At 72.2% G+C, this 17,031-nt stretch carries 15 protein-coding genes; 6 read left to right on the top strand and 9 right to left on the bottom strand.

Features of this window, described 5'->3' with window-relative positions:
• Positions 1–112: 112 nt before the first annotated feature.
• Complete coding sequence (locus tag H0487_RS03520) at positions 113–2,293, bottom strand: S9 family peptidase (RefSeq protein WP_183092845.1); 2,181 nt, start codon at positions 2,291–2,293, stop codon at positions 113–115.
• Between the two features lie 516 nt (positions 2,294–2,809).
• Positions 2,810–4,207: a DNA polymerase IV gene (locus tag H0487_RS03515; protein ID WP_183092844.1), complete on the bottom strand. Its 1,398-nt coding sequence runs from the start codon at positions 4,205–4,207 to the stop codon at positions 2,810–2,812.
• Positions 4,208–4,348: 141 nt separating this feature from the next.
• Between H0487_RS03515 and H0487_RS03510 the strand changes: the two genes are divergently transcribed.
• Entirely contained in the window at positions 4,349–5,383 is a 1,035-nt protein-coding gene (locus H0487_RS03510) for a DUF4192 domain-containing protein (RefSeq protein ID WP_183092843.1), read from the top strand.
• 36 nt (positions 5,384–5,419) lie between these two features.
• Complete coding sequence (locus tag H0487_RS03505; protein WP_183092842.1) at positions 5,420–6,880, top strand: glutamate-cysteine ligase family protein; 1,461 nt, start codon at positions 5,420–5,422, stop codon at positions 6,878–6,880.
• Between the two features lie 15 nt (positions 6,881–6,895).
• On the opposite strand, the gene H0487_RS03500 is transcribed toward H0487_RS03505, so the two are convergent.
• Positions 6,896–7,327, bottom strand: coding sequence for a hypothetical protein (locus tag H0487_RS03500; protein WP_183092841.1), 432 nt, complete (start codon positions 7,325–7,327; stop codon positions 6,896–6,898).
• A gap of 78 nt (positions 7,328–7,405) precedes the next feature.
• Between H0487_RS03500 and H0487_RS03495 the strand changes: the two genes are divergently transcribed.
• Together H0487_RS03495 and H0487_RS03490 are read left to right on the top strand one after the other, a co-directional pair.
• Positions 7,406–7,786, top strand: a complete 381-nt coding sequence (locus H0487_RS03495; protein WP_183092840.1) for a universal stress protein — start codon at positions 7,406–7,408, stop codon at positions 7,784–7,786.
• Positions 7,783–8,622 (top strand): sulfurtransferase, encoded by an 840-nt coding sequence (locus tag H0487_RS03490; RefSeq protein WP_246382928.1) that lies wholly within the window; start codon positions 7,783–7,785, stop codon positions 8,620–8,622. The genes H0487_RS03495 and H0487_RS03490 overlap by 4 nt, the downstream gene beginning before the upstream one ends.
• A gap of 13 nt (positions 8,623–8,635) precedes the next feature.
• Here the strand turns inward: H0487_RS03490 and H0487_RS03485 are convergent, their stop codons facing one another.
• The 6 genes from H0487_RS03485 to H0487_RS03460 form a co-directional block, all read right to left on the bottom strand.
• The gene (locus H0487_RS03485; protein WP_183092839.1) at positions 8,636–10,702 is read right to left on the bottom strand and encodes an SDR family oxidoreductase; all 2,067 of its coding nucleotides are present in this window, start codon (positions 10,700–10,702) and stop codon (positions 8,636–8,638) included.
• 104 nt (positions 10,703–10,806) lie between these two features.
• Positions 10,807–11,781 carry a septation protein SepH gene (gene sepH, locus H0487_RS03480; protein ID WP_183092838.1) on the bottom strand — a complete coding sequence of 325 codons (975 nt, stop codon included), beginning with the start codon at positions 11,779–11,781 and terminating at the stop codon, positions 10,807–10,809.
• Between the two features lie 96 nt (positions 11,782–11,877).
• Complete coding sequence (locus H0487_RS03475; RefSeq protein WP_183092837.1) at positions 11,878–12,216, bottom strand: hypothetical protein; 339 nt, start codon at positions 12,214–12,216, stop codon at positions 11,878–11,880.
• Positions 12,217–12,239: 23 nt separating this feature from the next.
• Positions 12,240–12,632 (bottom strand): YchJ family protein, encoded by a 393-nt coding sequence (locus H0487_RS03470; protein ID WP_183092836.1) that lies wholly within the window; start codon positions 12,630–12,632, stop codon positions 12,240–12,242.
• A 2-nt stretch (positions 12,633–12,634) separates the two neighbouring features.
• Positions 12,635–13,966, bottom strand: a complete 1,332-nt coding sequence (locus tag H0487_RS03465) for a D-arabinono-1,4-lactone oxidase (protein ID WP_183092835.1) — start codon at positions 13,964–13,966, stop codon at positions 12,635–12,637.
• Positions 13,923–15,164, bottom strand: coding sequence for an MFS transporter (locus tag H0487_RS03460; RefSeq protein WP_183092834.1), 1,242 nt, complete (start codon positions 15,162–15,164; stop codon positions 13,923–13,925). The genes H0487_RS03465 and H0487_RS03460 overlap by 44 nt, the downstream gene beginning before the upstream one ends.
• Positions 15,165–15,196: 32 nt before the next feature.
• Here H0487_RS03460 and H0487_RS03455 point away from each other — a divergent pair, with 32 nt between their 5' ends.
• Complete coding sequence (locus H0487_RS03455; RefSeq protein WP_312855807.1) at positions 15,197–16,219, top strand: ferrochelatase; 1,023 nt, start codon at positions 15,197–15,199, stop codon at positions 16,217–16,219.
• Complete coding sequence (locus H0487_RS03450) at positions 16,216–17,028, top strand: inositol monophosphatase family protein (RefSeq protein WP_183092833.1); 813 nt, start codon at positions 16,216–16,218, stop codon at positions 17,026–17,028. Before H0487_RS03455 ends, H0487_RS03450 begins: the two co-directional genes overlap by 4 nt.
• Positions 17,029–17,031 lie beyond the last annotated feature (3 nt).

Here is a 17,031-nt window from a genome sequence, read left to right as displayed (position 1 = left end):
TGTTCCCGGGGTTTTCCCGAGGTCCGACCGGTGCTCCGGTGAAGTGCTCTCGACTGCTCAGACGTACCAGACCGCCTGAGAGTTGCCGCTCGCGCCAACTCTCAGGGAGTTTTCAGCCTGCGTCGGTCGAGGGAGTTCCGACGGATCCGGAGATACCCCGCTCGGCGAGCCCCATCCGGTCGAGGATCCAAGCGAGGGTGAAGGCGCGGTCGTGCCAGGCCCGGTAGCGCCCGGAGACCCCTCCGTGGCCCGCAGCCATCTCCGTCCGGAGCAGCACGTCGGCGGCCGGCGCCGTGGCCCGCAGCCTCGCCACCCACTTCGCGGGCTCCACGTAGAGCACCCGGGTGTCGTTGAGCGAGGTCTCGGCGAGGATCGGGGGATAGGGGAGGTCGGCCACGTTCTCGTACGGCGCGTAGGACGCGATGAGCTCGTAGGCCGCTGGGTCGGCCTCGGGGTTGCCCCACTCGTCGTACTCGGTCACGGTGAGCGGCAGGGTCGCGTCGAGCATCGAGGTGAGGGTGTCGACGAACGGGACCCCCGCGACGATGCCACCGAACGCCTCGGGCGCCTGGTTGGCGACCGCACCCATGAGCAGGCCCCCGGCACTGGCACCCTCGGCGATGATCTGACCGGGGGTGGTCCACCCGCTCGCGGCGAGGTGCTGCGCACACGCGATGAAGTCGCTGAACGTGTGAGGCTTGCGGGTGAGCTTGCCGTCGTCGTACCAGTGCCGACCGAGCTCGCCTCCTCCCCGGACGTGGGCGATGGCGAACGCCGCGCCCCGGTCGAGCAAGGAGAGCCGGGCGGCCGAGAAGTAGGGGTCCATCGACGCCTCGTAGGCGCCGTAGCCGTAGAGCAGGAGCGGGACCGGGTCGGTGCCGTCGGCACCACGGGCGTCGCTGCGGACGACGAGGGAGATCGGCACCCGGACACCGTCGGGCGCAGTGGCCCACATCCGGTGCTCCTCGTAGGCGGTCGGGTCGTAGCCGCCGAGCACGGGCGCCTGCTTGAGCAGCGTCTTGGTGCGCGTGCGCAGGTCGAGGTCGTAGACCGAGGACGGCTGGATCATGCTCGTCATGCCGACCCGGACCGTGGGCTGCTCGAACGACGGGTTTCCTCCGACGCCCGACGTCGCGAGGTCGCCGGGGAACTCCACGATCCAGTCGTCGCTCACGCCGTCCGGCCCGAGCTCGAGGATCCGCACCCGCGGCAGCCCGCCGCTGCGCTGCGAGACGACGAGGTGGGTGGCGAACGCTTCGACGTCTTCCAGGCGGACCTCGTCGCTGTGGGCCAGGAGCGGCACCCACGCCGCGCGGGGCGTGCTGCGCGGAGGCGCGGTGGCGAGCTCGAACTCGGGCCCGTTGCCGTTGTGGAGCACCAGGAAGCGGTCCTCGCCGGCGAGGACCGCGTGGTCGAGGGAGTACTCGATGCCCTCCTCGCGGGGCGCGAAGCAGAACGGCTTCGCGGTCGGGTCGTGGGCGTCGAGGACGTGGTACTCCGAGGTGTTCTTGGACGACGCTGCGAGGAGGATGTAGCGGCGGCTGCGGGTGCGTCCGGCGCCCAGCCAGTAGCGGCCGTCGGGCTCGTGGTGGACCAGCTCGTCGTCCGCCTGGTCGGTGCCGAGCCGGTGCCGCCAGACCTTGTCAGGACGCCAGGTCTCGTCGATGGTCGAGTAGTAGAAGTGGTCCGGGGTCCCGCCCCAGGTCACTCCTCCGAGGACGCCGGTCAGCTCGTCGGGCAGCAGGTCGCCGGTCGTGAGGTCCTTGACCCGCACGGTGTAGCGCTCGTCGCCGACCACGTCGGTCGCGTAGGCGAGCAACCGGTCGTCGGGGCTGACCGACGAGCCGCCGAGGGAGAAGAACTCGTGCTCGCCGGCGAGGACGTCGAGGTCGAGCAGGACCTCCTCGCCCGGCAGCGCGGGCTCGTCGGGTCGTGCGGCCTCGGCCGGTCGCGGCGGGACCCAGCTGTCGGGGCTGTCGGGGTCCGTCACGGCCACGCGGCAGCTGGCGCCGTACTGCTTGCCCTCGAAGGAGCGGCCGTAGTACCAGTAGCCGCGCACCCGGGTGGGCACCGAGAGGTCGGTCTCCAGGGTGCGGCTCTTGATCTCGTCGAAGATCTGCTGGCGCAGGTCGGCGAGGTGGGCCGTGCGCTCCTGGGTGTGCTCGTTCTCCGCCTCGAGGTAGGCGCGCACCTCCGGATCCTCCTTGGCGCGCAACCACTCGTAGTCGTCGGTGCGGGTGTGGCCGTGGTGGGTGACCGTGACCGGTCGGCGAGCGGCGTGAGGGGCTGGCACGACGGTCACCGTATCCGGCCCGGAATGATCCACAGGCACCGGTGGATTCCTGTGGAGTTCGAGCGGTTCCTGTGGAGGAAGCGGGCCTCAGCTGTGGACGATCCTGTGGGACTCGGAGAATGTCGAAACTCTTTGCGCAAAGCCCTTGTGCGCGTGTCCTCGCGGAGCGTAGAACTCTCCCTACCGAGAGCGGAACGCAGGGCCTCCGGGCCAGGCGGGAAACGATCGGGGAGCCGGACGGAAGTCCTCTCCATCCGCGGGGCAACTCGCGGGCGCTGACCCCGGTGGCGGGCCCAGCGGTGAGAGGGTCGGAGGTCCGGGTCGATCGGAGCCACCGCAGCCGGTCAAGCCGAGGGCCTTCCTGATGCTCATACCATCAAGAAGGCCCTCACCCTTTTTTGCCGCGAGCGTGTCGCGTCCCCTCCATGGTGACGCCTGGTCGGGCCCGCGACAACGAGCGACACGTGACGGCTGTGTGAAATCCGCTTCGGGTGATCCGGACGGCAGGCCCGATCGTCACTCCGGCTCCGGCTCCGGCTCGGGCTCCGGCATCCGCCAGCGGTTCAGTGCCGGGTCGTCGGCCCGGAAGTTTCGGACTGGACCCGGGGGAGTGTCTGCGGTCTCGAACCGGACGGTGACGACGCCCTTGCCGGCGCCCCAGACCCAGCCGCGCCCGTGCTCGTCGTGGACGACGTCCATCCCCGGCCGGTAGCCGCCGGTGGGGTCCGTCCCGGCGGCAGCGGTCGGGAACGACGGGAGCTCGTCGCCCTCCGGGCTCCCGTCGTCCTCGCCGTCGTCCTTCTCGGTGGGGTGGGCATCGGTGGGACCGCCGTCGGTCGCGTCCGACCCGAAGAGCTCCTCCTGGACCCAGTCGGCCAGGCCCGAGACGCCGACACCCAGGAGCCGGACCCCACCGGACGTGTCGAGGTCCTCGAGGAGGCGGCGGGCGAGCCGGGCGATCGTTGCTTCCTCGTCGGTGGGGGACGGCAGCGTCGTCGACCGGTTGAGGGTCGTGAAGTCGTAGAGCCGCACCTTGATGGTCACCGTGCGGCCGGAGAGGTTGTTCTTGCGCAGCCGCCGGGCGACCTCGCCGGCTTGGCGGGTGAGCAGGCTGTCCATGATCCGGCGGTCGGTCAGGTCCTGCTCGTAGGTGCCCTCGACGCTCACCGACTTGGTCTCGCGGTCGGCGTCGATCGTCCGGTCGTCGCGGGCGAACGCGAGGTCGTGCAGGACGTGCCCATGGGCCTTGCCGAGCACCCGCACCAGCTCCTCCTCGCTGATCTGCTGGAGGTCGGCGACGGTGTTGACGCCGACCCGGCGCAGCCGCTCGACGGTCGCCGGCCCGACGCCGGGGATGATCGCGACGTGCATCGGCCGGAGCAGCTCCAGCTCGGTGCCCGGCGTGACGACGACCAGCCCGTCGGGCTTGTCGAGGTCGCTGGCCACCTTGGCGAGGAACTTGCTGCTGGCGACGCCGACCGACGCGGTGAGACCACCGGTCACCTCCACGACCCGCCTGCGGAGGTCCTCCGCGAACGCGGAGACGGTCGCGACCTCGAGGTCGGGCAGGTCGGCCCGGGCGAGGTCGACGAACGCCTCGTCGAGCGACAGCGGCTCGACCAGCGGCGAGCAGGAGCGCAGCAGCCCCATCACGGCCGCGCTCGTCGCGCGGTAGGCGTCGAAGCGCCCAGAGAGGTAGGCGGCGTGGGGGCAGCGGGCACGGGCCTCGCGGGTCGACATCGCCGAGCGGACGCCGTACACCCGGGCCTCGTACGACGCCGTGGAGACGACTCCACGCCCGCCGACACCCCCGACGACCACCGGCTTGCCGCGCAGCGACGGCTTGTCGCGCTGCTCGACGGCGGCAAAGAACGCGTCGAGGTCCAGGTGGAGGACCGAGGCCTGCGCGCGCACGGGTGAACCGTAACCAGCGGCGCGGACCATCGCCGTCCCGACGGCCCGCTTGTCGTCCCGGCACCGGGCGACAGCCCGGGTCTTCCCCAGGTCGGACCCGGTCGGGTGGGCGTCGGGGGTCCCGGTCGCGAGCGTGGACCCATGACCCACACGCATCGGGCAACGACCCGTTCGACCTCCGACTCCGCCCTCTCCCTCCGCGCGCGCTGCAGCGAGGACCTGATCGCCGCCGCGCCCCTGGTGCTCGGCTTCCACCCCGCCGCATCGGTGGTGATGATGACCAGCGACGGGGCCCGGCCGTTCCACGCCCGGGCCGATCTCCCCGCGCGGGACTCCCCGGTCGACCTCGCCGACCTCGCCCGTGCGCTCGCGGCCGACCTGGTCCGCTCCGCCGTCCGCAACGGGGCGCGCTCGATGGCGTTGGTCTTCTTCAGCGGCGACGAGCGGGTCGTCCGCTGGTGCTGGGGCGCCCTTCGTGGGGCTGCCCGTCAGGCCGGGCTGCACGTGGCCGACGCCGTCCGGGTCGACGGCCAGCGTTACTACCCGCTGCTCGGCGACCGGCACTCGCGCGAGGTCGGCATCGCCTACGACGTGTCGGCGCACCCGTTCGTCGTCGAGGCGGTCCTCCACGGGATCGTCGTCGAGAAGGACCGTTCGGTCCTCACCGCCTCGGTCGCGCCGGACCCCGTGTTCCAGGGGAAGGTCGAGCGCGCCCTCACCCAGGTCCGGGCCGGCACCGCCGGTCCGCCGTGGGCTGACGAGGAACGGCGCTACTGGGGCGAGTGGTTGCGACAGGCTGTGGCGCGTCACGTCGACGCCGGCACGGCGCCTGACGAGGCGCGGGTGGCCTGGTTGTGCTGGCTGCTCCAGGACGAGCGGGTGCGCGACGCGGCCTGGTCGCTCATCGATCGGCAGGGCGCGTCGCGCCACCAGTCGTTCTGGGCCGATGTCGTCCGCGGCGCCCCCGACGCCCTCGTGCCGGCGCCGGCGGCGCTGCTGGGTTGGGCGGCGTGGCAGGCCGGCCACGGTGCGCTCGCGTGGATCGCCGTCGACCGCTGCCGCGAGGTCGACGACCGTTATCCGATGGCGACGCTGCTGTCTCGCTGCCTGGAGGGAGCGGTGCCTCCGGACATTCTCGGATCCGGCTTCGCCTGGGACGAAGGGCTGCCTGCATGACTGACGAAAGGTGGTCGGCCTGACTAACCTGCCTCTATGGGTTCGGAGGTCGACGCGCAGGAGTTCACCGGTGCTGACCGAACGCGGCACCGGGAGAAGGTGCGTCGCTGTCTCGACGTGTTCGAGCGGATGCTGCGCGAATCAGCCTTCGACACCGACGACCCGATGACGGGTCTCGAGGTCGAGCTCAACCTCGTCGACGAGGCAGGCGACCCGGCGCTGCGCAACGAGGCGGCGCTGGAGGCGATCGCCGACCCCGACTTCCAGACCGAGCTCGGTCAGTTCAACATCGAGATCAACGTGCCGCCGGCGGTGCTGCGCGGTGGCGGGCTCACAGGGTTCGAGGAGGGCCTGCGACGCAGCCTCAACGAAGCCGAGCGCCGGTCGGCCAGCGTCGGTGCGCACATGGTGATGATCGGCATCCTGCCGACCCTCGCCGACGAGCACCTCTCGCTGTCCGCGATCAGCCGCAACCCGCGCTACCGACTGCTGAGCGACCAGGTCCTCCAGGCCCGCGGCGAGGACATCAGCATCGACATCCGGGGCGCCGAGGTGCTGCGGACGACGGCCGACTCCATCCTCCCCGAGGCCGCCTGCACCAGCACGCAGTTCCACGTCCAGACGCCGCCGGAGCGCTTCGCCGCGTACTGGAACGCCTCGCAGGCGATCGCGGGGGTCCAGGTGGCGCTGGCTGCCAACGCCCCCTACCTGCTCGGCAAGCAGCTGTGGCGCGAGACGCGCATCCCCCTGTTCGAGCAGGCCACCGACACTCGGAGCGAAGAGCTCAAGGCCCAGGGGGTGCGGCCGCGGGTCTGGTTCGGCGAGCGCTGGATCACCTCGGTGTTCGACCTCTTCGAGGAGAACGTCCGCTACTTCCCGGCGCTGCTGCCGGTCACCGACGACGAGGATCCGCTCACCGTGCTCGAAGCGGGCGGCACACCCAACCTCTCCGAGCTGCGTCTCCACAACGGCACCATCTATCGGTGGAACCGGCCCGTCTACGACATCGCCGGCGGCCGCCCCCACCTCCGCGTCGAGAACCGCGCGCTGGCCGCCGGGCCGACCGTGGCCGACATCGTCGCCAACGCCGCTTTCTACTTCGGGCTGGTCCGCACGCTCGCCGAGAGCGAGCGACCGCTGTGGTCGCAGATGTCCTTCAGCGCCGCCGAGGAGAACTTCCACGTCGCGGCCCGCGACGGGATCGAGGCGGAGATCTACTGGCCCGCGGTCGGGAGGGTTCGCGCGACCGAGCTGGTGCTGCGCCGGCTGCTGCCGATGGCCTACGAGGGACTGGCGGCCTGGGGGGTGGACCACGACGAGGCCGCTCGCTACCTCGGGATGATCGAGGGCCGCTGCCTGGGCGGTGTCAACGGCGCGGAGTGGTTCGCCCGCGAGATGGCCCGTCACGAGGATCTCGACCGCTACGACGCGCTGCGGACGGTGCTCGCCGACTACCGGCAGCGGATGCACGCCAACGAACCGGTCCACACCTGGTGATCCTGCGCGAGCCGCTCAACGCTGGCGGATCCGCTTCCACGTCCGGCTGACGCCAGTGCGCGGGTCGTGCCAGCTGTGCCGGGTCACGACCACCAGGCCGAGCTCGATCCCGAGCTCGCCGGCCGCTGACTGCACCGCCGCCGACCAGGCGCCGTCGACGTCGTGCGGCTCGATGTCCCCGCGCCGGGTCATCCACAGCAGCGGGACCACGCCCTTGCGGAGCGCCGGACGCAGCATCGCCTCCACGACGTCGGTCCGCAGGGTGTGGTCGAGGTGCCGGTCGACCTCGAAACGGCGTGCCCGGATCCCCGGGACGCCGACGTGGAGCACCGGGAGGAACTGCCGGCGGTGCTCGGTGACGGCGTGGTCGAGCACCGCCCGCCGGAGCAGCTGTTGCACCCGCCGGTCGACCGGTTCGTGGATCCCGCCCGTGCCGTCGTAGCCCATGCCCGGCAGACTGCCCGATCCGACGCGGCGGCGGCGGCGTCCTCCACAGGTCCTCGGGGCGCGACCTAAGGTGGGCCCATGGCGACGGTGCTGATCGGGTACGTCCCGAAGCCGGAGGGCGACGCGGCCCTGCTGGCCGGGATCGAGGAGGCGCGGCTCCGTGGTGCCCGGGCGGTGGTGGCGCTGGGAGGCGGGGGCACGGAGTCGGACCTCGGTGAGGTCCGCGACCTGCTCGACCACTCCGGCGTCGACCACGAGATCGCCGTGCTCGACCCGTTCCTGGAGGTCTCCGACGGACTGGTCGCCCTGGCCGAGGACCTCGACGCCGACGTGATCGTCATCGGCCTGCGCCGCCGCTCTCCCGTCGGCAAGCTGATCCTCGGCAGCAACGCCCAACGGGTCATGCTCGACGCGCCCTGCCCGGTGCTGACGGTGAAGCCGCGAACGGGCCGGCATTGAGCAGCCGGTCGCGCGCCGCATCGAGCCCTCTGATCGGCGCCGACGAGCTCGCCGGGCTGCTGGGCGCCGTCACCGTCCTCGACGTCCGCTACCGGATGGGCGGCGGCCCGTCCGGGCCGGGGGAGTACGCCGTCGGCCACGTCCCCGGTGCGTCGTACGTGGACCTGGACACCGCGCTCGCGGGCGCACCCGGCAGCGGTGGACGGCACCCGCTCCCCGAGCCGGGAGTCTTCGAGTCCGCGATGCGCGACGCGGGGGTCCTCGACGACGGCCCGGTCGTGGTCTACGACGACTGGGCCGGGCATGCCGCCGCTCGCTGCTGGTGGCTGCTGCGCTTCCACGGGCACCGGGACGTCCGGGTCCTCGACGGAGGCTGGACGGCGTGGACCGAGGCGGACCTGCCGGTGGAGGTGGGCGACGGTTCGGGGATCCGTCACGCCGGGACCTTCGTGGCCCGACCGGGCGCGATGGCGATGGTGACGGCGGAGGAGGTACCCGGGGTCGACGTCCTCATCGACGCGCGGGCCGCAGAGCGCTATCGGGGCGAGGTCGAGCCGATCGATCCGGTGGCGGGCCGGATCCCGGGTGCGGTCAACGTCCCGACCTCAGCCAACCTCTCCGACGACGGCCGGTTCCTCCCAGCCGCCGACCTGCGGGCGCTGTACGACACTGCCGGTGCCTCCGCGGCAGCCTCGGTCGCGGTCTACTGCGGCTCCGGCGTGACGGCAGCGCACGACGTCCTCGCGCTGGAGGTCGCCGGCCTGCGAGCCGCGCTCTACCCCGGCAGCTGGAGCGAGTGGATCGCGGACCCCCACCGTCCGGTCGAGCGCGACTGACCGAGCGACCGACCTACCAGTGGACGCCCGGGAACAGCCGGGCCATCAGCATCTGCTCGGACTCCCGACCGCCGGTCACGTCGCCGACCGCCTCGGGCGCCACCACCTCGGGCGCAGAGTCCGCGGGGCCCGAACGAGCCTTGGCGGCCGCGCTGTCGGGGAAGACCTGGTAGGCGAGGTTGAGCACCCGGAACGCCGCCTTCGGCGCGAAGGTGTGGGCGACTGCGCCGGCGTTGCCCGCGAACGTGTTGATCTCGTGGGGCTTCTCCACCATCGCCTTGATCACCAGGTCGGCTGCCTGCGCCGGCGAGAGCGTCGGGAACTTGTCGTACATCTTGGTCGGGGCGATCATCGGCGTCCGCACCAACGGCATGTGGATGTTGGTGAACGAGATGCCGTGTCCGACGACCTCGGACGCCACCACGTTGCTCCAGGCGTCGAGCGCCGCCTTGGAGGCCACGTAGGCCGAGAACCGCGGCGGGTTCGTCTGCACGCCGATCGAGGAGATGTTGACGATGTGGCCCGAGCGCTGCTCGTGGAGCTTCGGCATCAGGCCCATGATCAGCCGGATCGCGCCGAAGTAGTTGAGCTGCATGGTGCGCTCGAAGTCGTGGAAGCGGTCGTGCGACAGCTTGAGCGAACGACGGATCGACCGCCCGGCGTTGTTGACGACGAAGTCGACCGTCGGCAGCTCGGTGGACATCCGCTCGCACAGGTCGTCGATGGCCCGCAGGTCGGACAGGTCGCACGCGAAGACGTGGGCCTGGCCGCCGCGCAGCTCGATCGTGGCCTTGGTCTCCTCGAGCTTGTCCTTGCCGCGCGCGACCAGGACCGGGATGCCGCCGGCCTGGGCGACCTTGAGGGCGGTGACCTTGCCGATGCCCGAGGAGGCGCCGGTGATGACGACGTGCTTGCCCTTCAGAGCGGTGCGGGTGCGCTTGTCCTTGGCGGTGGTGTCGTCGAGGTTCTCCTCCCAGAATCCCCACAGCGTGCGGGCGTAGGACTCCAGGTCCGGGACGCTGATCCCGCTGCCGGCGAGGGCCCGCTCGGTCTCCCGGGAGTCGAAGACGGCAGTGAACGATGCGTGGCTGACGACCTCGGCCGGGATGCCGAGCCGCCCCAGGGTCTGGTCGAGGACGAGGTGGGCGGGCGCCGTGCGGACGACGGCGTTGATGAGGCTGCTCGGCCGCAGGGCGCGGGGGAGCAGGCCGGTCGCTCCGGCGGTCAGGTTGCGGTCGATCGGCGTGGCGAACCTGGGGGCGCCCGCCGCCGCGCAGAACGCGTTGATCATCTCGATCGTCGACTGCGGCTCGGGGTTGACCAGGTGGAAGGCCTCGCCGTCCCGGTCGGGCAGGTGGGCGAGGTGGTCCATCGCCTTGGCGACGTAGTCGACCGGCACCAGGTTGGTGTCACCGAGGTCGATGCCGACCAGCGGCAGCCACGACGGCAGGTTGTCACGCAGCCGCTTGATGACCGGGAAGAAGTAGTACGGGCCGTCGATTTTGTCCATCGCGCCGGTCTCGGAGTGACCCACGACGATCGCCGGGCGATAGACCCGCCACGGGACGGTGCTCTCCTCGCGCACGATCTTCTCCGACTCGTACTTCGTCCGGTGGTACGGCGACGGCAGTGGCTGGCCCTCGTCGAACATCGACTCGCTGAAGCGGCCGTGGTAGTCGCCGGCCGCGGCGACCGAGGAGACCTGGTGGAACCGCCCGGCCTCGAGCGCCCCGGCCAGCGCCAGTGCGTTGCGGGTCCCGTCGACGTTCATCGCGTCGTTGGTCGCGTCGTCGGCCGTCATGTCGTAGATCGCGGCGAGGTGGAAGAAGTGGTCGATCTTGCCGACGTTGTCGGCGACCCAGTCGGGGTCGACGCCGAGGCCGGGTTCGCCGAGGTCGCCGACGACGGGGATGACGGGCGTCGAGCCGGCCCCGCCGGTCCACTGCTGGATCATCGTCTCCATCCGCCCGAGGGAGGACGCGCGCACGAGCACGTAGATCGGCCCCTCGCGGTGATCGACGAGCTCGCTGACGAGATGACGACCGATGAAGCCCGTGGCGCCGGTCACGAAGGAGGACATGCGGGCAGCGTAGACCGAAATCGGAGCCGCCGGTCAGGGTCCGTCTCAGCGGCCCTGGACAGCGCACACCCCGGCGTCAAGAAGACAGCGGGAGCCTGCAGGGATCAGTCCCCGGAGCCGCCGAACATGATCTCGTCCCAGCTCGGGACCGAGGCCCGGCCGCGCTTCTTGGCGACCGGTCGGCGGTGACGCGACGCGTCGGCGCCGTCGTCTGCGTGCGGCTCCTCGGGGGCGCTGAGGAGGGCCGGGTCGTCGTGCGCGGTGACGCGGAGCGGCTCGTCGCCGGACGGGTGCCCCGGCGAGTGGGCGGGTGCGGGCTCCGGCGTGTGCAGGGCGGGGGTCTCGAACATCGCCGCCTCGGTCTCGACGCCGACCAGGTCGAGGACGTCGTCGCCGAGCGGCAGCTCCTCGGCCGGGACCACCGCGAGTCGCCGCTCCCGCGCCTCCTGGAGGTCGTCGCGGCGCGGCGACTCGGACACGACGACGAGGTCACCGACGAGCCACTTGGCGTCGTCGTTGTCGGCCACCACGTAGTTGCCGGGACCGTCGAAGGTGAACCGGGCAGTACCGGTGCGCGGCGTGGTCGCGAAGGTGCCGGTGAGCTCCCAGCGGCCGTCGTCGCGGCGGTAGGCGTCCCAGGTGACCTGGTCGATCTTGGCCTGCTGGCTCACCAGGTGGGTCGCGACGGCGTCGCCGAGGACGCGGGTCCCGGAGCCGCCGTCGCCCAGCGGACGACGCAGTGAGGACTTCTGGGCGCGCTCGGCCACGTGCGCACGCTCGGCGAGGACCGGCGCGATGAAGGGCATGATCGCGTCGACGGTGGTCTGCGCCGCGGTGGCGACCGACTCTGGGGTCTCACCGGCTCGGATCCGGACCTGGATCTCGCGAGGGCGGAGGGTGCTCGTCATCTGGTTCTCCAACGCAGCCGGACGGGTGGAACGGGCGGAACGGGTGGCCTCGCCACGGATCGCGGCGCGCAGCGCAGGGGTGATCTCGAGGTCGAACTCCTCGCCCTGCTGACCCACGAGGAGCAGACGCCGGCCATCGTCGCTGACTCCTGCGAGGTCGAGGGCGGCCATGGGCCGAGACTACGCGCGCGAACGGCGCTGATCGGGATGCCTCTCCGGCGTGTGGCGATCTGTCGACATTTCTGGCGACCGACCCGGCGCCGAACGTCAGCCGCGCAGGGACCAGACGTCCGCGGCAGCGAACGGCACCGGGAGCAGGGCGGCGACCAGGCCGCCGCCGAGCCCGACCTTGGGGATCGACAGGGTGCCGACGACGACGTCGAGCGAGTCGCTGGCCAGCGCTGCCCGGCCCCAGAGAGGGCCACCCGGTCCGGCGCCGCCGAGGAGCGCCCCCGTGCCGAGGACCAGGTCGCGCACGCCGATGGTCCGCATGAGCAGGGTGAAGTCGGCGTCGTCGTTGCGCGAGATCGCCTTCGGGGCCGCGAGCAGCGCGACACCTACGGCGGCGCGGAGGGCGCCGACGGCACGGACACGGGAACCAGCCATGGCCCGGAGCATAGGGTGCGCCACTAGGAGCGGCCGCGCACGTAGCGCCAGGGGCCGTCGTGCCGCCGGAACCGGCTGATCTCGTGCAGGACCCCCTCCTCGCCGTCGTGGTCGTGGTGGGCCCGGAACTCGACGACACCGTTGAGGTCGTCGGGCCCGCCGGCGTCGGTCGCGACGATCTCCAGCCCGGTCCAGCGCACGGTCGGGTCGAGGTCGAGCGTCGGCGGTCGCGTCGCCGGGTGCCAGGACTCCAGCAGGTACGACGCATCACCCACCGCGAACGCGCTGTAACGCGACCGCATCAGCTCCTCCGCGGTCGCCGCGACACGCTCGCCCCGGTGGATCGCGCCGCAGCAGGCGTCGTACGGCGTCCCCGACCCGCACGGACAGGCGTGCCCGGAGGCATCGGCCGGCACGGTCAGCTGCCCAGGACCTGGCGCAGGTAGCCGTTGGTGAGGACGCGGCCGGGGTCGAGCCGGTCCCGCAGGGCGAGGAAGTCCTCGAACCGTGGATAGAGCTCGGCCAGGTCGGCCGCGTCCCGGGTGTGGAGCTTGCCCCAGTGCGGTCGGCCGTCGTGGTCGCGCATCACGGCCTCCATCAGCGCGAAGTAGCGCCCGTGGTCGGTCGCGTGATGGACGTGGAAGGCCAGGTAGAGGGAGTCACGGCCGGCGGCGGTCGACAGCGCGACGTCGTCGGCCGGCGCGACCCGGACCTCGACCGGGAACGACACGGTCAGGCCGGAGGCCTCCAGCATCCGTCGCGCCTCGCGCAGCGCGTCGAGCCCGGCGGTGCGCGGGACGGCGTACTCCATCTCGCGGAAGACCACCCGGCGCTCGGCGGTGAAGACCCGGTGCGCCACGTCGGTGTAGGTCCGGGCGCCAAGGAGGCGTGAGGCGAACCGGTTGGCGGCTGGGATCGCCCGCGGCGCGCGGTTGAGCGCGGCGGTCTGGAGCCCGAACACGGTGTTGGACAGGAACTGGTCGTCGATCGCGTGCCGCCAGCGGGGGAGCGGCTCCGCCTGGCTGAGGTCGGTGCCGCACCGCGTGTTGCGCTTGCTGAGGAGCCGGTCGGTGTGGGGGAACCAGTACATGTCGACGTGGTCGTGGGTGGCCGTCACCTCGTCGAACGTCGCGAGCCCTTCGTCCCACGACAACGGCCGTTCCTCGGCGTGGAGCAGGAACAGCTCCTCCACGGCGAACGTGATCGACACCAGGATCCCGAGGGCGCCCAGGCCGACCCTCGCCAGGTCGAGCAGGTCGGGGTCGTCCGCTCCGGTCAGCCGCAGCAGCTCGCCGGTCCCGGTCACCAGCTCGAGGCCGACCACCTGAGCAGCCAGCCCGGCCGCACGGCCACCGGTGCCGTGGGTGCCGGTCGAGATGGCTCCCGCGAGGGTCTGCTCGGCGATGTCGCCCATGTTGTGCAGGCTGAGCCCGAGCCGCTCGAGCTCGGCGTTGAGCACCTTGAGCTGGGTGCCGGACCGTGCCGTCACCGTCATCGCGTCGCGGTCGACGTCGGTGATCCCGGTGAGCCCGCCGGGCTGGAGCAAGGTGTGCTCCGGCCGGGCGATCGCGGTGAAGCTGTGGCCGGTGCCGGCCATCTTCACCGTCTCGCCGCGCTCGGCGGCACGCCGTACCTCGGCGACGACGTCGTCGACCCCGGTCGGTGTCGCCGTCCTCAGGTTGCGCGCGACCTCGAGCCCGGACCAGTTACGCCACGTGCTGCTGGACCCCTGCGCCTGCGCCCTCGCCATGGGACTGCACGGTAGCGGGGACGCGGGTCGCGAGGGCAGCAGCCAGCGCCAGCACGCCGCCGCCCAGGGACACCAGGTAGGCGGTGGAGGCACCGGACGCCTCGATCACGACGCCCGCCAGCGCCGCGCCCGGAGCGAGCCCGAGGGCGATGCCGGTCTGCAGGATCATCATCCCCTCGGTCAGCCGCGCGCCGGGCAGCACCTGCTCGGCCAGGGACATCGCGGCGATCAGGGTCGGCGAGATCGCGACGCCGCCGACGAGCAGCACCAGGCCCATGACCGGGATCGACGGGACGAGGAAGAGCGGTGCCATCGCGGCAGCCATGCCGAGTGCACCCCAGCGCATCCGGATGAGCGGTCCCTGCTTCCAGGCGACGGCACCCGAGACCAGGCCGGCGAGGAGGCTGCCGAGCGCCCACAGGGCGAGCAGGAAGCCCGCTGCGCCCTGCTGGCCCTCCTCCTCGGCGAAGGCGACGGTGCTGACCTCGGCGGCGCCGAACAGCACGCCGAGGGCGAAGGTGAGCACGGCGAGGGGTGCGATCGCGCCCCACGGCATCGCCGGACGAACCGTCCCGGCGGGCGGGGCCGGGTGGACCGGCGGCTCGGTGGAGCGGAGCGCCCCGAAGACGTAGGTGCCGACCAGGCCGAAGCCGAGCGCGGCGGTCAGGCCGGCATAAGGGTGCACCGCCGTCGCGAGGGTCGTGACGACGATCGGCCCGAGGAGGAAGACGGTCTCGTCTGCGACCGCCTCGAACGAGAAGGCCGTGTGCAGGCGCGCCGGGTCGTCCTTGAGGCAGTGCGACCAGCGCGCCCGCACGCACGTGCCGACGGAGGGCAGGGCAGCACCGGCGACGGCCGCCAACACGTAGACGCTCCAGATCGGCCAGTCCGCACCGAGCGCGACCATCGCCAGGGCCAGGCCCGCGCCCCACAGGGTGATCAGGATCGGAAGCACCCGCGCCTGGCCGAGCCGGTCGAGGAGCCGTCCCTGGGCGACCGCGAACCCGGCATTGGCGACGAGCGCGGTCGCCGAGACGGCGCCGGCGAACGCGTAGGAGCCGGTCTCGTGCTCGGCCAGCAGGACGATCCCGAGACCGACCATCGAGATGGGCAGCCGGGCGACCAGGCCGGTCAGGCTGAACAGGGCGGTCGCGGGCGAGAAGATCCGGCGGTAGGGCGCGATGGCGGAGGCGAGCATGACCTCTCGATGGTCCTCCCTACGATGGTCCGGTGACGAATCCCCGGACACCGATTCCCGAGTCGACCCCGTACGACGCGATCCTGCTGCTCGGCTTCGGTGGACCGGAGGGGCCTGACGACGTGGTGCCGTTCCTCGAGAACGTGACGCGCGGTCGGGGCATTCCGCGCGAACGGCTCGCCCAGGTGGGCGAGCACTACTTCCTGTTCGGCGGCCGCTCGCCGATCAACGACCAGAACAAGGCGCTCATCGCCGCGCTGGAGGCCGACCTGGCGGCCCAGGGCGTCGATCTCCCGGTCTACTGGGGCAACCGCAACTGGGAGCCCTACCTCGTCGACGCCGTCCGCCAGATGACCGCTGACGGCCGGCAGCGGGTCGCCTGCATCGCGACCAGCGCCTACTCGTCGTGGTCGAGCTGCCGGCAGTACCGAGAGAACCTCGCCGCCGCCGTCGCCGAGGTCCCCGGTGCGCCACAGATCGACAAGATCCGCTGGTTCGCCCACCACCCCGGCTTCGTCGCCGCGTTCGTCGATCGCACGGTCGCTGCGGTCACGGACCTGCCGGAGGACGTGCGCGACGAGGCACGACTGGTGTTCGTCACCCATTCCATCCCGACGAAGATGAACGACGAGAGCGGCCCGACCGGAGGGGAGTACGTCGCCCAGCACCTCGCTGCCGCCGCAGCCGTGGCCGAGGGGGTCGCGACCGCGACCGGGGTCGAGCGCGCGCACGAGCTGGTCTACTGCTCCCGGAGCGGCTCGCCGCACACGCCGTGGCTCGAGCCCGACGTCAACGACCGGCTCGAGGAGCTCGCCGCCGAGGGCGTGACCGCGGTCGTGCTCATCCCCGTCGGCTTCATCTCCGACCACATGGAGGTCGTCTACGACCTCGACACCGAGGCGCTCGCGACCGCGGAGCGGCTCGGGATCCCTGCCCGGCGCGCCGGCACCGCCGGCACCGACCCGCGCTTCGTCTCGGCGCTGCTCGAGCTCGCCCTGGACCGCCCGATCGAGGCGTGTCCGGTCGGGTGCTGCCTGCCGCGGACCGAGACGTGAGCGGACTCCCGCAGGAGCTCGCCGACCTCGCGCTCGCCACAGCCCGCGACGCCGCGGCGCTCGTCCTCGAGCACGCCGAGCGCGGCGTGGACGTCGCCGCCACCAAGTCCAGTGACGTCGACGTCGTCACCGTCGCCGACCGGGCTGCCGAGGACCTCATCCGGTCCCGCGTGCTCGCGGTGCGCCCCGACGACGCGGTGCTGGGGGAGGAGGGGGACGACGTCGCGGGGACGAGCGGCGTGCGGTGGGTCGTCGACCCGATCGACGGGACCGTCAACTTCCTCTACGGCCTGCCCGAGTTCTCGGTGTCGATCGCGGCCGAGGTCGACGGCGAGGTGGTCGCCGGGGTCGTCCTCGACGCGGCCAAGGGCCGCGCCTACGTCGGCTACGTCGCCCCGGACCTCCCCGGGGGTGGTGTCGCGACCCGGGACGGCCGTCCGCTCGCCGCCCGCGGGCCCGCGCCCCTCGCCCAGCGGCTCATCGCCACCGGCTTCTCCTACAGCGCCGAGATGCGCGCGGTGCAGGCGGCCGCCACGGCCCGGATGCTGCCGCTCGTGCGCGACATCCGGCGGCACGGTTCCTGCGCCCTCGAGCTCTGCCACGTCGCCGAGGGTGCCCTCGACGGCTACCTCGAGGAGGGGGTCAACCTCTGGGACTACGCCGCCGGCGGGCTGATCGCCCGGCTCGCCGGAGCCCGGCTCGGGGTCCTCCGTGGGGCGACCGGTCGCGACCTGGTGGTGTGTGGCCCGGGTCACGGCTACGAGGAGCTGGAGGCACTCGCCCGCGCGACCGGATTCACCGGGGAATAGCCT

Source organism: Nocardioides stalactiti, from assembly GCF_014180715.1.
GTDB classification, from domain to species: domain Bacteria; phylum Actinomycetota; class Actinomycetes; order Propionibacteriales; family Nocardioidaceae; genus Nocardioides; species Nocardioides stalactiti.
This window is presented reverse-complemented; position numbering and strand designations above follow the sequence as displayed.